Source organism: Chitinophaga costaii (assembly GCF_900094705.1).
Classification (GTDB): domain Bacteria; phylum Bacteroidota; class Bacteroidia; order Chitinophagales; family Chitinophagaceae; genus Chitinophaga; species Chitinophaga costaii.
The window spans coordinates 60542-76143 of record NZ_FMAR01000007.1; the positions used below are offsets into that span (position 1 = coordinate 60542).

Below are 15602 nucleotides of genomic sequence, written 5' to 3' on the forward strand. Positions count from 1 at the left end.
ATCACTTAATGCACACGGAAAGAGTAGCCAATATTCACAACACCTGCACCGGTGTTGTTACTACCATTCACATCACTCTTCTGAGCCTTCACGAAACCATAATTACCACCACCTTCAACAAACACGCTGCTTTTGCCAAACATATAAGCAAAGCCTACATGGCCAGACAAACCTGCGTTAAAGTCATGCAGATCATCCTTAATATTTGTTACTTGGTTTAAAGAAGTTTCAGGTGCAATGGGTGTAGTATGCCCAGCATCAGCATATATGACACTGGTACCGGAAGTCACTTGTTTGGCATTCAACATTCTGCTAACAAAAGGACCTGCTGCCACATAGAAACCCCATCTTTTGGCCAGTTGTAAACGGTACTTCGCCAGGATAGGCAACATCAGGTAATTAAATTTAGCGGTACTGTTAAAAGTAGCATACAGGTATTTTGGTACCTGTTCTGCAGGAATACCGGCTACCAATGCTGCTGGCGGCGGGAAGGCCTGATAGCCATTCCTTTTACCACCCTGAGCGGAATATTCCAGTTGTGGCTGGATGGAAAAATGCTTGGACAAATGAAATTCAACTTGCACGGCAAAGTCTGGTCCTACACGGGAGCTATATCCCGATACAAGCGGATTATCTTTATTTCCGGCAGTGAGATTAGGAATACTAAGTCCGCCTTTTACACCAATTTCAATAGGTGTTTGGGCAAATAAAGGATGAGCACAAAAAAGCAATAGGCAAAGAACAATTACATTTCTCATAACATAATGAAGTTTGTTAAGCATAAAATGAAACGATTCCATAACCTTATCGGAAGCCGGGCATCGTTCTGTAATAAGCACACACGGATTGGTTGTTAATAATCCGGGCCAAAGGTACGATTATAAATAAAAAATGCAAGGTGTTTAATCCCTCTAACATTTAAAGTTTAGTCATACACTTGCGTTTGTATATGCTAAATAAATTTCAACGACGCAGCTAGCAGAACATATTCATCCAAATGTACCAGCCGCCCAGGGAGAAGGCTATCTTGTTAATAGCCTTTAAAAAGGTAATCACTAGGCTATACTGCCAATATAATGCTACCGTTACATATACTTCAAACTAAATTTATTACTTGACCATATATCTTAGTATTTGCGTTACCTTTCTGTTTCGCCTGTTAATCCCTCGTATAATTATAGTTCCACTTCAGAACTCCCAAGACCTTAATAGGTTTTAATGATTTACTTATAGAATTAATTGATTGACGGTAATTTTTCAATAGCATACATTTATACCTCCAAACATCAATTGCAAATAATTGTTCATTCTACACCATTAAACATTTAAAAATGGAAAAAGAATCAAACGACACCGGTAAATGCCCATTTCCACACGGGAGCTTTAAAAATAATGTGGCCGGTGGCGGCACCAGAAACCACAACTGGTGGCCCAACCAACTTAAATTAAATATACTGCGACAGCATTCGCCCACCTCCAACCCAATGGATGCAGACTTTAATTATGCGGAAGCTTTTAAAAGCCTGGATCTGGAAGCAGTAAAGAAAGATCTACATGCACTGATGACAGATTCGCAATCCTGGTGGCCGGCAGACTTCGGGCATTATGGCCCCTTGTTTATCCGCATGGCCTGGCATAGTGCAGGCACCTACCGCGTGGGAGATGGCCGTGGTGGCGCAGGCGCAGGGCTGCAACGTTTTGCCCCGCTGAATAGTTGGCCCGATAATGTAAGTTTGGATAAAGCCAGGAGACTGCTATGGCCCATTAAACAAAAATATGGGCGTAAAATTTCATGGGCAGACCTGTTGATCCTTACCGGTAATATAGCCCTTGAATCCATGGGCTTTAAAACATTTGGATTTGCCGGAGGCCGTATAGACGCATGGGAAGCGGATGAATCGGTGTATTGGGGTGCCGAAACCACCTGGTTGGGCGGTGACCTGCGCTATGCACACGGATCACCAGGCGTACAGGAACCTCATGGCGTACTGGTGTCTGACGACAATGCAGATGGCGACATCCATTCCCGTGACCTTGAGAAGCCTTTGGCTGCTGTGCAAATGGGCCTGATCTATGTAAACCCGGAAGGTCCCGACGGAAATCCAGACCCCATTGCCTCCGCCAAAGATATCCGCGATACTTTTGGTCGCATGGCCATGAACGATGAGGAAACCGTAGCACTGATAGCAGGTGGTCATACTTTTGGCAAGACCCATGGTGCCGCCCCTGCCACCCACGTAGGTAAAGAACCGGAAGCTGCCGACCTGGCCTCGCAAGGCCTTGGCTGGAGCAATAGCTATGGCACTGGCAAAGGTGCCGACACTATCACCAGCGGACTGGAAGTAATCTGGACGAAAACACCTACTCAATGGAGCAATAACTTTTTTGAAAACCTGTTTGGCTTTGAATGGGAACTTACTAAAAGTCCCGCCGGTGCTCACCAGTGGGTGGCCAAAAGCGCACCCGATATTATTCCCGATGCCTTTGATAGTGCGAAAAAGCATGCTCCCACCATGCTTACCACTGATCTTGCTTTACGGTTTGATCCGGTTTACGAAAAAATATCCCGGCGATTCCTGGAAAATCCCGAAGAATTTGCAGATGCTTTCGCCCGGGCTTGGTTTAAATTAACCCACCGCGATATGGGCCCCCGCGTGCGCTACCTGGGACCCGATGTACCTGCAGAAATATTAGTCTGGCAAGATCCCCTTCCGGCAGTAGACCATATACTAATTAATGAGCAAGATACCGCCGCCTTGAAGGCAAAGGTGCTTGAAGCCGGATTGAGCATTGCCGAATTAGTATCCACCGCATGGGCCTCCGCTTCTACCTTCCGGGGATCCGATAAACGCGGAGGCGCCAACGGCGCCCGCATTCGCCTGGCACCCCAAAAACACTGGCGGGTAAATAATCCACCGCAATTGCAGCAAGTATTAAACAAGCTGGAAGGTATCCAGCAGGCATTTAATAGCGCGCAAACAGATGGGAAAAAGGTTTCACTGGCAGATGTAATCGTACTGGCCGGTGGCGCAGCTATCGAAAAAGCAGCAAAAGATGCAGGACATACCATCTCCGTTCCCTTTACACCAGGCCGCACAGATGCCGCACAAGAACAAACCGACGTGGAATCTTTCGGTTACCTTGAACCTATTGCAGACGGTTTCCGCAATTACCGGCAGGCTAATGTATCCGCATCTACCGAAGCTTTGCTGATAGATAAAGCCCAATTGCTGACCCTTACACCGCCCGAATTAACGGTACTAATAGGAGGACTGCGGGTATTAAACACCAACTTCGATGGCTCAAAAAATGGCGTTTTCACCCAACGGCCTGGCCTGCTTACCAACGATTTCTTTATAAACCTGCTGGATATGAACACTGCATGGAAAGCAGCTTCCCCAGACAATGAATTGTACGAAGGCAGCGACCGCCACACGGGCGATATAAAATGGTATGGCACCCGTGCCGATCTGGTGCTGGGCTCTAATGCAGAATTGCGGGCTATTGCAGAAGTGTATGGAAGCGCAGATGCGCAGGAAAAATTTGTGAAAGATTTTGTAGCAGCCTGGCATAAAGTCATGAACCTGGACCGGTTTGAAATAGCCTGATGCTATGATGTTTTTATGCCTAACATTCAAAGCATTTAATACAAAAGCCTTTAAGTTCAAAAAGACTTAAAGGCTTTTGTATTAAATGCGGCTGAACAAATATTTAACGCCAGCCCAACCCGGGTGCCACATGCTGCAGCATACCCGACAGGATATGAATATTATACTCCACCCCCAATGTATTCGGTATCGTCAATAAGAGGGTATCAGCTTCCTGGATGGCTTCGTCTTGCGCCAGTTCCTTTATAAGCTGATCCGGCTCGCCGGCATAACTTCTTCCAAAAATGGCGCGTTGGTCACTTTCTAAATAACCAATTTTGTCTGCGCTCTTACTATCCTGCCCAAAATAAATCCTGTCCTGGTCATTCAGCAATGGGAAAATGGAACGGCTTACGGAAACCCTTGGCGCGCGCTGGTGTCCGGCTTCTTTCCAGGCATTTTTATATAATCGGATCTGTTCTGCCTGTTGTACATGAAATGGCTTTCCGCTTTCATCCATTTTCAACGTAGAACTTTGCAGGTACATGCCGTTTTCGGCGGCCCAAATAGCGGTAGCATTCGTAGCAGCCCCCCACCAGATACGTTCCCGCAATCCGGCAGCGTAGGGCTCTAATCTTAACAAGCCTGGCGGATTGGGAAACATAGGACGAGGATTAGGCTGTGCAAATCCTACACCTTTAAGCTTGTCCAAAAATTCTAAAGCCTTTCGGCGCCCCATATCCGCATCTGTTTCACCTGCCGCTGGCTCATATCCAAAATAACGCCAGCCATCAATTACCTGCTCTGGCGATCCCCTGCTAACACCCAACTGCAAACGCCCGCCCGCAATTAGATCGGCGGCGCCGGCATCTTCCACCATGTAAAGGGGATTTTCATAACGCATGTCAATAACCCCCGTTCCTATCTCGATTTTGCTTGTCTTGGCCCCTATGGCAGACAGCAAAGGAAATGGTGAGGCCAGCTGCGACGCAAAATGATGCACCCGGAAATAGGCACCATCCAACCCGATTGATTCGGCAGCTACAGCCAGCTCAATAGACTGTAGCAGGGTATCGCTGGCCGTACGGGTTTTATAGGCAGGGTGATTAGCCCAATGTCCAAATGATAAAAAACCTATTTTCTTCATACCAGTCTTTTCGATTGTATTATAGTAGACACAAAAATAGGTACTTTATTCATGCTCAGAACAATCTTCTTATATGGGGAAAATATTGCCGTATGCATGCTTACTTAACCGTATACTTTTGATCGCTTAGAGAACATTTGATCCAACATTCCATCAATCCGCATAGAAGGGATCTTAGGCACAAAACAGAACAGTGAGGTGTGCGGCATCGGACATTTGTTATTATCGCTAAATCCTAACTAATTGATTATTAATACGTAAAAAAACAGGCACTTTTCTGGCTGCAATGCTGCCGTATTCCAAATCTCCTTCCGATGTTCAGTAAATATCTCACGATCGCTCTGCGCAACTTACGTAACAATAAGACCTATTCCTTTATCAACATTACCGGCATGGCCCTAAGCCTGGCGATTAGTATATTGTTGCTGCTTTGGGTAAATGACGAGTTGAGTTATGACCGCTTTAATTTAAATGCAGCTAACATCTATAAATTGTCACCAAAATTTGATGACCAAAACATTTGGTACATGACACCCGCCCCCATAGCGGTGTATGCCAAAAAACAAGTACCTGAGGTGGAAGATGCCTGTCGTATAACCAGTAATGGGCGTGTATCCTTATTTGAATACAACGGCAAAAAATTCATTGAAAGGCATAACTGCCTGGCTGAAGCATCTCTTTTTACCATGTTTACTTTCCCGTTTGTCAAAGGCAATCCACAACACCCCTTTATTGACGCAAGCTCCATAGTATTGTCCGAAACAACAGCGAAAACACTTTTTGGCGATGAAGACCCTATGGGCAAAATATTGAAGGGCGACGACAAAAAATTATATACTGTAACAGGGATAATGAAGGATATGCCCGCCAATTCGACATTACATTACAACGTTGTTTTTAATTTTCAGCAACTGGAACAGGAATACGACACTACAAACAACTTTAAAACGCTTAACACTAATTGGGACCAGTATAGTTTCGAAACATATGTATTGCTGAAGCCAAATACAAGCCCAGTTCTGGCGGCCAACAAAATGGGTATCATACATCGCCAAAACTATGATATACCGGCAAATAAAAATCTCACCTACCTGCTTAACCCGCTTACTAAATTGCATCTGTACGCTTTAGACGGTAAGGAGCAGGGCATGATGGTTGTTCGGGCGTTGCTTATGGTGGCTGTAATCGTGTTGTTAATAGCCTGCATCAACTACGTAAACCTTATTACCGCTAGGGCAATTAAGCGCAGTAAAGAAATTAGCTTGCGTAAAATCGTTGGTGCGGGCAAGGCTGAACTGTTCATGCAGTTTTTAAGTGAATCAATGATCACATTTCTGTTAGCACTGGTATTGGCAACAGGCATTATTTACCTTGTAATGCCTTTATACAAAAATATTTCAGGTAAAAATATTGTTTTCAAGCCCTGGTCTACCAACGTACTGGAGGTGTACGGCCTTACCATGCTAACAACACTGCTGCTGGCCGGTATCTACCCGGCGATAACGCTGTCGTCATTCAAACCACTGGAGGCAATGAAAGGCAAGCTAAGCGGCTTTGGCAGCAAAGGCAATTTTAGAAAAGTATTGGTAGTCGTGCAGTTCAGTTTTTCGATTCTGCTTATTACAAGCACTATCATTATTGGTAAACAATTAAAATATATCCGGGAGAAGAACCTGGGCTATAACAAAGAAAATGTTTTTAGCTTTTGGATGCGTGACATGAACGGCCATTATGATGCGGCAGTGAACGAACTGCTGAAACAACCCGGCATATCAGGCGTTACGGAATCAGGCGTGGACATCATCAATAGTAGTTCAGGCAGTTCCGATGTAGATTGGGATGACAAAAGGGTCGACCAACGGTCGTTTACCATTGTCCAGATGCCAATAGAAAGAAATTTTATACAAGTCATGGGTATGCAATTGGTGGAGGGGAACGGCTTTACCGGTTCACCTGCCGACAGCGCCAATTTTATATTAAATGAAACAGCTATTAAGGCAGCCGGCATAAAAGAACCCGTAATTGGCAAACGGTTGACCTTTCAGGGTATTAAAGGAGTAATTGCCGGCGTGGTGAAAGATTTTCATTTCCAGGACATGCATCAAAAAATATTACCTCTTTTGATGCAATACAACGAATATTGGCGGGGAAAAATGTACGTAAGAACAACAGGAAAGGATGCCCGGATAGCATTGGCTGCCGCGGAAAAGATATGGAAAGAATATAACGCTGATTATACTTTTGAATACGATTTTTTAGACAAGCAGTTCGACAATCTATACCAAAGCGATACACATGTGGGCCAATTATTCAACTGCTTTGCCTTGATAGCCATATTAATATCATGTCTTGGTTTGTTTGGCCTGGTAACCTTTACCGCTGAAAGCAAAGTGAAGGAAATTGGCGTGCGTAAAGTATTGGGCGCAGGTGTGCCGCAAATTGTAACCTTGCTGTCAAAGGACTTTTTAGCACTGGTGCTGGTCGCCGCGGCCATTACCTTTCCTGTGGCGGGGTATGGCTTAAACAGCTTTTTACAAGGTTACGCCTACCGTACTAACCTAAGCTGGTGGGTGTTTGGGGCGGCGGGGGCAATAACACTGTTTGTTGCCATGTTAACCGTCATCTTCAAGTGCATACAGGCCGCGCTGACGAATCCGGTGTGCAGCCTCCGCATGGAATGATTTGACTTCGGATTTGTAAAAATAACCCCTGATTTATACTTCCTATTTGATGAGGCAGGTCCCGATTAATACAGTTGATATAGGATCGTTAGATCAGGGCAGAAAGGATGTCAGAGATATTAATCTATCTTACATCCACCTGGGATATTTATGAAAAAATATCTTGGGAGAATAGATATGTATTTATAAATCAGATTTTCCCTGGAGGGTTGTAGTTTGTCGATAGTATACTTTCAGATCTAACGATTTATATCATTACTGCAATAATTGTAGAAATCACGGTGAATATTAGAGGTATTAAAAGCTTTGGAAATAATGAGTGAGTTCAAACATAACGCGGGATTTTGAACACCGTATTTTAAAATAAATATCAATAGGGTACTACGCCTAAAACAAAAAAAAGGAGTTATTTCCATAAGAAGTAACTCCTTTTTTTTAAACCGCGGAGGAAGAGGGATTCGAACCCCCGGACCTGTAACAGTCAACAGTTTTCAAGACTGCCGCAATCGACCGCTCTGCCATTCCTCCGCCGCAAAAGTATAAAACGAAATCAATTTACAAAAAAAATTATCCCATTAAGCCATCATCAACCGCCTAAACACTGTATTGGCGCTGCTTTCAGCCAAAAAATATTTTTGCACATTGATAAAAAAGGCCGCATGCATAGCAGCGGCCTTCCTCATTTATTTACTTTCTACCGGTTCTTTAGGCCGTTCTTTTACCTTTACAATGTCATCCAGCTTCACGTTAATGGGTATATTGCCTAACTGCACAATGGCGCGTTTGTCCCGGATCTCTATCAGTTTGCCCACCTGGTGGTTGCTGCGGATCTTCACCTGGTCACCCACTTCCACACCGCCCTTTATTTCCTGGAAACGGTCGTCTATCTTCTTAGCCTGGCGTTCGTTGATGCTCTTTTCTTTTTTCCTGAAAAGCAGGGCTTCGGCCTGTTGTAAAACCTTTTGCTTATCATCTGTGCGCTTCCACTCAATTACAATTTGTTTCATCTTGCGCTCCATATCCTTTAGATAAATAAGCTCTTCTTCCTTGATTTTGTTTTGCAACTTCAGCGTGGTGTATTGTTGTTGCTTACGCTCCTTGTCCGACAATAATTCGTACTCCCGTTTTAGTTTTTCATTCTCCTTCAGCAATTGCTGCAATTCTTTTTCCTTAGCCTCTACCTTCTGCAAGTCTTGTTCTGCCTTATTCAGCAGCTTATCCAGGCGAAAGTGGCCTTCATCCACCAGACTACGCGCACGCTGTATGAGCCGGGGTTCAAGGCCAATGCGCTGTGCAATGGAAAATGTATACGAACTACCGGGCTTGCCTACGATCAGCTTGTACATGGGTAAAAGATTTTCCTCATCGAAGCCCATGGCGGCATTCATAATACCTTTCACTTTATTGGCCATCACCTTCAGGTTCAGGTAGTGGGTGGTAACAATACCGAAGGAATGTTTCTTGGCCAGTTCCTCCATAATCACTTCAGCAAATGCCCCCCCTAAATTAGGGTCGGAACCGCTGCCCAATTCATCGATGAAGAACAGGGTTTTCCCGTTAGCATTCTCCATGAAATAGCGCATGTTCTTGAGGTGGGAACTATAAGTACTCAACTCAAATTCCAGCGATTGTGTATCGCCGATATGGATCATGAGTTGTTTAAAAATGCCCAGTCGAGAGGAAGGGTGTACCGGCACCAGCAAGCCGGCTTGTAACATAAGCTGGATGAGGCCCACCGTTTTCAGCGTCACCGTTTTGCCGCCTGCATTGGGTCCGCTGATCACCAGAATATGATGGTCTTTATTCAACGTTACACTCATCGGGATAGTGGGTTTGCCACTCTTGCGGTTATACAGCAGTAATAAGGGATGCCGTGCTTCCACCAGGTGTACCTCCGGATCTTTGGTGAGCATGGGATAATTGCCGTCCATATCCAAGGCCAATTTAGCCTTGCCGCGAATGAAGTCGTAAATACCCAGTATTTCATGATATCCGTTGAGCAAGTCAGCATGCTGGCCCAGGTGGGCCGTGAGCTGGCGCAGGATGCGGTACACTTCTTTCGATTCGTCGCGCTCCAGGGAAAAGATATCGTTATTCAGCTCTATAGTATCTTCTGGTTCAATGAAGGCAGTTTTGCGGGTGTCTGACTCTCCATGCAAAATACCTTTCACCATGCGTTTATTTTCGGCAAATACGGCTACCACGCGGCGGTTGTTGAGAAAAGCCTCGCCGGTATCGGCCAGGTAGCCAAGTTTTTGCAGCTTTTGCAACACGCGGTCAAAAGCGCGGCGCTGCTCCGTGCGCTTGCGGTACAGCGCCATGCGGATGCGTTCCAGTTCCGGCGTGGCATTGTCGCGCACCTGCCCTTCTTCGTCCAGCACCTCGTCGATCAGTTGGGTAATCTTCTTTTCGTAATGGGTATGTTGTATTACCAGAAAAAGGCCCGCGTATTGCGTGCGGCGGTCGTGGTCGAAGAAGCGTACAATGCTGTGCATACTTTCAGCCAGCTTCCGCAATTGCATCAACTGTTCTTCGGCCAGCACAGCCCCCTGTATCTGCAAGAGGCGCAGTTCTGCTTTCAGGTTCAAGACGTAATCGTTGGGAAAATGATCCTGCAATAATGACAGTTGCTTGTATTCGTGCGCCTGCTGCAAGGCGGTTTGTACGTAATCCAGGTGCGTATGCAGGCGCAATTGTGTGGCCTGTTCCTTACCCAGTTCGGTTTTACAATGTTCTTTAAGCAGGGCCTGTACTTTATCAAACTCTAGTTGCAGTAAGGCAGATTCAGGAAAGTATTTCAATTAAAAGCTTGTTTTTCAGGTAAATGCCGGGACAACCTTTTATAAAAACATTGCCCGGGAAATATAGATACATCAATTTTTAGGTCCGCACCAGCGTAATTGCCATCCTGGCGGGCAATGTAATGAAAAGTTAAAGTTACGAAGTTGCACAACGATAGCCTATTAGATGATCGTAAATTTACGCTGCCTGACAAAATGCATCTGGCATTATTTTTAAACATTCATAATATGCTCAAACAATGGATTTTCACCGGTTTGCTCGGTATCAGCCTCAGTGCCTGCGCTCAGCATGGCAATGATAAAGTTCCCAAGGATATGAACAACATTCCCAATAACATTAAAACTGAAACGGCCACATTTGGTGGCGGCTGTTTCTGGTGCACGGAAGCTCAATTACAACAATTACAGGGCGTTTTAAAAGTAGAATCGGGCTTTTCCGGCGGCACCGTGCCTAATCCCAGCTACGAAGCGGTATGCACCGGCGAAACTGGCCATGCAGAAGTTGTGCAGGTTACTTACGATCCTTCCAAGCTCACTTACGCCGAATTATTACAAGCCTTTTGGACCAGCCACGATCCCACCCAACTGAACCGGCAGGGTAATGATGTAGGGACTCAGTATCGCTCTGTCATTTTTTATCATAACGAAGAGCAACATAAAGAAGCGGAGTTCTACAAAAAAAAATTGCAGGAGTCCGGTGCCTATACTGATCCTATCGTAACGGAAATTGCCCCCTTTACGAAGTTTTATAAGGCCGAAGATTATCACCAGAATTATTACGCCAACAATGGTTCTCAACCCTATTGTATGTTCGTGATCCGGCCCAAACTGGAAAAATTCAAGAAGGTATTTAAGGAACACCTGAAACAACAATAATTCACCTAAGCCTCACAGCCTACTGTGGGGCTTTTTACTGGCCTTAAACAGTTATGGCTGCCTATCTCGCTGGTTTAACCCCTCCTAAATGCCCTTATTATCCTAGCAATATCATTTTTTTGCTTAATTGATTACTTTTTAACTAAATATCATATTTTTACCATATATTCGTTTTTACTATTCTGTTGAGATTCATAACCATATCACCCCATCATCCTAACAAAGAAATCCTATGGACCGCATTAGATGTTACTTTACCGTAAATGGCGTTTCCAAAGAAGTGATTTTCCAGAAGCTACCCCATCAACCCCGCGTGCTGGCTGAAGTAGACGATGTGCAACTGGAATTTGAACTAGTTCCTGAAGAGGGCGCTCACATTTGCGGCCAGGCTCAGTCCGTAACCTCCGCCCTTACCGACCGGCTTGAAAAAGTAATTAAGCAGTATTTCAGCTAACACCGCTGCCGGTATTGACATCGCCTTTCTCATAACCGACTGCCACGCTTGTAGTCAGGACGCAGTATGGCCTTTCAGCTAACTTCCCCCCCCTATTTTGTAGCACCGCCACGGTACGCGATTTGTAACGTTTCAACTATCTTTCATTTTAAGATTTTGCCGTGAATACTATTACCACTTGCCTGATCGTGGATGATGATGTGGATGACCAGGAAATTTTTTCAATGGCCATGAAGGACATTGGAAGAAATTACAACTTTATTTTTATCAATAATGCCATCGACGCACTGGCTCAGCTCGTTGCTGGAAACATTCTGCCACAATATATTTTTCTGGACTTGAATATGCCACGCATGAATGGCCTTCAATGCCTGGAAAATTTGCGCCAAATACCCGCCCTGGCCCAGATTCCGGTGGCCATCTATTCCACCTCCGAAGACCATCACAACATAGAAAAATCACGTGCCTTGGGCGCAACCGCCTTTATCATTAAACATCCTACGCTGCCCCTGCTCTCGCAGGCACTGGACAATTTTTTTATTGATCAACAAAATGCCACAAAGATTGCATGAATACCGCGGAAGAAAATGAAGCCCAACACTTATTTGCAGGTGGGGGAACACTTGGAGCGCTAATGATGGCGAAAGATTGGGGGCAAACCAGCTTAGGCAATGTGGAAGAATGGCCGCAAAACTTAAAAACCTGTGTGCAAATTATCCTCAATTCCCGCAAACCCATGTTTATATGGTGGGGAAAAGACCATATCCATTTATTTAATGATGCCCACCACCTCATGCGGGGTAATAAACAACCAATCGTTGTAGGTATTCCCGCCGCACAGGCATGGCCGGAGGGCTGGAAGTATTTAGGTGATCATGTTTCTGGCAACCTGCTCCATACAGAAAATAGTATAGATGAGGGGCTGCTTATTATTACCCATCGTAATGGTTATCTTGAAGAAACTTATTGCTCCTTTTCCTTGAGTGCCGTGCCGGGTAATGATGGTCTTCATGCCGGTATTATCTGCACCAACAGCGACGATACACAACGCATAATATACCAACGTCAACTTCACACCCTGCGCAACCTGAATAAAATTACGCTGGACCGCATGGATAAAAGAACCGTTTTTCAAGCCACCATGAAAGTGCTGGCAGAAAATCCGGCAGACTTTCCCTTTGCCTGCCTGTACGAGACCGCTGTAAACTCCTCTCAAGCAACGTTGGTAAATTGTAATCCTCCCAGCTATGTAACAACCCTCTTCCCGGAAAAAGTGGACATCACTCGCGATAATACTCCCTGGCACTTGTGGCAGGTGATAAGCAGCGGCAAACAAGCCATTGCCCGCCAATTGCGCAGCCGGTATAAGGAGCTGCCCACAGGTCCTTGGCAGATGCCACCAGACGAAGCCCTCATCCTGCCCATCTTATGCAGTGGCCAGGCACAGCCCGCAGCAGTACTCATCGTTGGCCTGAATCCTTATCGTCCTTTAGACGATCCTTACCAAAGTTTTTTCCAACTGGTGGTTAATCAGCTAGCCAACAGCCTGTCTACTGTTTATTATAGCCAATCCAACAGTACCGGCACTGGTATACCAACCGCCATAGACCAGGATAAAACGTTTTTTTTCAGCTATATGAGTCACAAATTTGGCTCCTTGATACCCCTTTTACTGAAACCATTAGACAACCTGCTCGCCCAGCCCAACGACAACTCACAGGAATTCACACAAAATATTAAGTCCATATTGCGCAACACTTTGCGCGCCCTGCAGATGACCAACTATTTGCTAAATTTTAGCCGTAAGGAAGCAGGTAAGGCTACTGCGCAATTTTCACCAGTTGCCTTGGGCGATTTCACTACCTACCTGGCCAACAGCTTCCGCTCCGTAATAGAAAAGGCAGGCCTGAAATATGAGATATACTGTGAGCCTTCATCAGCGCCGGTATATGTGGAGATGGAAATGTGGGAAACCATTGTCCTGCACTTACTTTATAACGCTTATAAATATACGTTGCAGGGAAAAATTTTGGTAACTATTCATTACGAGCAGCGCTTCGCCGTACTGAGGGTTACCGATACCGGGATAGGCATTCCCCATGAAGCAATGTCCCACATCTTTGAACGATTTCAACACGTAGGTCAAAGCACCAGCCGCACCCCGGAAGGTGAAGGCATTAGCCTTGCACTGGTAAAGGAACTGGTAAACCTGCACGGCGGCAATACGCAGGTAAGCAGCACATTGGGTAAGGGAAGCGTTTTCACCGTAAGTATTCCAATGGGTGAAGCACATTTGTCTACTGCTCAGATCATTCCTCCCCGCCCATCTTATCATACGCATTTGCAGGAATTGTTCCTGCGAGATACCTTTCATAATTTCCGGCCAGCCACCCCTCCACCGTCCACAACTTCTTCCGCAAATCCTTTGGTGCTACTGGTAGATGACAACGTAGATCTTCGTGCTGTTATGCAGCGGCTGCTGCTACCCCACACGCAAATTATTACTGCCGACAATGGCCAGCAAGCCTTGGAAACCATCCAGCGGCAACGCCCCGATCTTGTAATCACCGACGTGGTAATGCCCGTGATGGACGGACTTACCTTGCTGCGTCATCTCAAAGCCAATCATCACACCGCTTATATCCCCGTGATCCTCCTCTCAGCTGAAGACCACGAAGCGGCCCGTACGGAAGGATATGAACTTGGGGCAGACGATTACCTCGTAAAACCATTTTCCGCCAAGGAACTGCTTGCCCGCGTATGCTCCCGGCTGAAAAGCAATAAGCCCCTTCGCTATACCAGTCACCAGTTGCATAACATCTTCGAAAGGGCGCCCATGGCCATTGCGCTACTGGTGGGGCCCGATTTCCGGATGGAGGTGGTGAACGATAAGATGTTGGAAAATACTGGCCGTACCCACGAAGCATTAATTAACCGCCCTATGCTGGAAGCCATGCCCGAACTGAATGAACAAGGCATTGGCGCACTATTGCATGAGGCCTTTCAACACGGTAAAAGCGTACAGGCCAAAGAACGCCCCATCCTCCTGCTACGCGATGGCAAGAATACGGTCATGTATCATAGTTTTGTTTTTGAACCCTTCCGCGATGAAGCGGAAAGGGTGATAGGCCTGCTTGCTGTAGCCAATGATGTAACTGAACTGGTAAGATCGCGCGAAATGGCCCAACATAACGCCCAGGAAATGGAGAAAATGGTGGAACAGCGCACCAGCGAACTGCAAAAGGCCAACGATACTTTATCACAAACCAATAAGGAATTAGAACAATTCGCTTACGTATCCAGCCACGACTTGCAGGAACCATTGCGAAAAATCCAAACTTTCTCCGACCTGCTATTGCAAAATAACAGCAATCCAAATTTTGAATCAGGCAAATACCTCCTGAAAATACACAACGCCGCTTCCCGAATGTCTTCGCTGATAAAGGATCTGCTGTCCTTTTCCCGGGTGTCGCGCATGGGGGAATCATTTAAACCCACAGACCTGGAAGCCATTCTGCGCAATGTGCGCAGTGATTACGAAGTAACTATCCGCGAAAAAGGTGCGGAGATCTATGCAGATCCATTGCCGGTCATTAATGCCATCCCGGTGCAGCTATCACAATTGTTCTCCAACATGGTAGGCAACTCGCTAAAATTTACCGAACAAGCGCCCCGCATTTACATACGTGCCATGGAAGCCACGCCTGCACAACTGGCCCTGCAACCCTCGCTGAGCAAACAACAACGCTACCTGCGCCTGGAGTTCTCCGACAACGGAATTGGCTTTGACCAGTCTTATGCAGATCAGATTTTCACTATTTTCCAACGCCTCCACGACCGCCACACCTACCCGGGTACAGGCATAGGTTTGGCTATCTGTAAAAAAATTGTGCTGCATCATGGCGGTGCCATTTATGCACAATCCTCCGCCCAAAAAGGCGCCAGCTTCATCGTATTTCTGCCTTGGTAAGTTATTGCGCATAGCACTAACATGAACTACATGACGAAGGGTTTTGCACTAAACAGCACATATGCGCTGCCGCTACGCCCAGGAGT

9 protein-coding genes and 1 tRNA gene are annotated in these 15602 nt (G+C 45.9%); 6 read left to right on the plus strand and 4 right to left on the minus strand.

The features are described from left to right. Positions 1-5: 5 nt before the first annotated feature. Positions 6-758, minus strand: coding sequence for a porin family protein (locus GA0116948_RS11405; protein ID WP_165798444.1), 753 nt, complete (start codon positions 756-758; stop codon positions 6-8). A 573-nt stretch (positions 759-1331) separates the two neighbouring features. Here GA0116948_RS11405 and katG point away from each other — a divergent pair. Further along, the gene (gene katG, locus GA0116948_RS11410; protein ID WP_089712243.1) at positions 1332-3608 is read left to right on the plus strand and encodes a catalase/peroxidase HPI; all 2277 of its coding nucleotides are present in this window, start codon (positions 1332-1334) and stop codon (positions 3606-3608) included. 103 nt (positions 3609-3711) lie between these two features. Here katG and GA0116948_RS11415 read toward each other — a convergent pair whose 3' ends face one another. Further along, positions 3712-4734: an LLM class flavin-dependent oxidoreductase gene (locus GA0116948_RS11415; RefSeq protein WP_089712245.1), complete on the minus strand. Its 1023-nt coding sequence runs from the start codon at positions 4732-4734 to the stop codon at positions 3712-3714. Positions 4735-5048: 314 nt separating this feature from the next. Here GA0116948_RS11415 and GA0116948_RS11420 point away from each other — a divergent pair, with 314 nt between their 5' ends. Beyond that, on the plus strand, positions 5049-7415 hold the full coding sequence (locus tag GA0116948_RS11420; RefSeq protein WP_089712248.1) for an ABC transporter permease: 2367 nt from the start codon (positions 5049-5051) through the stop codon (positions 7413-7415). A gap of 443 nt (positions 7416-7858) precedes the next feature. Here the strand turns inward: GA0116948_RS11420 and GA0116948_RS11425 are convergent. Together GA0116948_RS11425 and GA0116948_RS11430 are read right to left on the minus strand one after the other, a co-directional pair. After that, positions 7859-7943: transfer RNA gene (locus GA0116948_RS11425), tRNA-Ser, on the minus strand. A 155-nt stretch (positions 7944-8098) separates the two neighbouring features. Further along, the gene (locus GA0116948_RS11430) at positions 8099-10216 is read right to left on the minus strand and encodes an endonuclease MutS2 (RefSeq protein ID WP_089712250.1); all 2118 of its coding nucleotides are present in this window, start codon (positions 10214-10216) and stop codon (positions 8099-8101) included. 228 nt (positions 10217-10444) lie between these two features. Here GA0116948_RS11430 and msrA point away from each other — a divergent pair, with 228 nt between their 5' ends. From msrA to GA0116948_RS11450, 4 genes are all read left to right on the plus strand, one after another. Beyond that, the gene (gene msrA / locus GA0116948_RS11435; protein WP_089712525.1) at positions 10445-11092 is read left to right on the plus strand and encodes a peptide-methionine (S)-S-oxide reductase MsrA; all 648 of its coding nucleotides are present in this window, start codon (positions 10445-10447) and stop codon (positions 11090-11092) included. A 232-nt stretch (positions 11093-11324) separates the two neighbouring features. Then, a complete protein-coding gene (locus GA0116948_RS11440) occupies positions 11325-11546 on the plus strand; it encodes a hypothetical protein (RefSeq protein WP_089712252.1) in 222 nt (73 codons plus the stop codon). 161 nt (positions 11547-11707) lie between these two features. Continuing rightward, a complete protein-coding gene (locus GA0116948_RS11445) occupies positions 11708-12118 on the plus strand; it encodes a response regulator (RefSeq protein ID WP_089712254.1) in 411 nt (136 codons plus the stop codon). Further along, positions 12115-15516 carry an ATP-binding protein gene (locus tag GA0116948_RS11450; RefSeq protein WP_089712256.1) on the plus strand — a complete coding sequence of 1134 codons (3402 nt, stop codon included), beginning with the start codon at positions 12115-12117 and terminating at the stop codon, positions 15514-15516. Before GA0116948_RS11445 ends, GA0116948_RS11450 begins: the two co-directional genes overlap by 4 nt. The last annotated feature ends 86 nt before the right edge of the window (positions 15517-15602 follow it).

Excerpts from the sequence above, each read along its gene's own strand:
- GA0116948_RS11405 (WP_165798444.1), bottom strand. The coding sequence starts at position 758 with ATGAGAAATGTAATTGTTCTTTGCCTATTGCTTTTTTGTGCTCATCCT.
- katG (WP_089712243.1), top strand. The coding sequence starts at position 1,332 with ATGGAAAAAGAATCAAACGACACCGGTAAATGCCCATTTCCACACGGG.
- GA0116948_RS11415 (WP_089712245.1), bottom strand. The coding sequence starts at position 4,734 with ATGAAGAAAATAGGTTTTTTATCATTTGGACATTGGGCTAATCACCCT.
- GA0116948_RS11420 (WP_089712248.1), top strand. The coding sequence starts at position 5,049 with ATGTTCAGTAAATATCTCACGATCGCTCTGCGCAACTTACGTAACAAT.
- msrA (WP_089712525.1), top strand. The coding sequence starts at position 10,445 with ATGCTCAAACAATGGATTTTCACCGGTTTGCTCGGTATCAGCCTCAGT.
- GA0116948_RS11440 (WP_089712252.1), top strand. The coding sequence starts at position 11,325 with ATGGACCGCATTAGATGTTACTTTACCGTAAATGGCGTTTCCAAAGAA.
- GA0116948_RS11450 (WP_089712256.1), top strand. The coding sequence starts at position 12,115 with ATGAATACCGCGGAAGAAAATGAAGCCCAACACTTATTTGCAGGTGGG.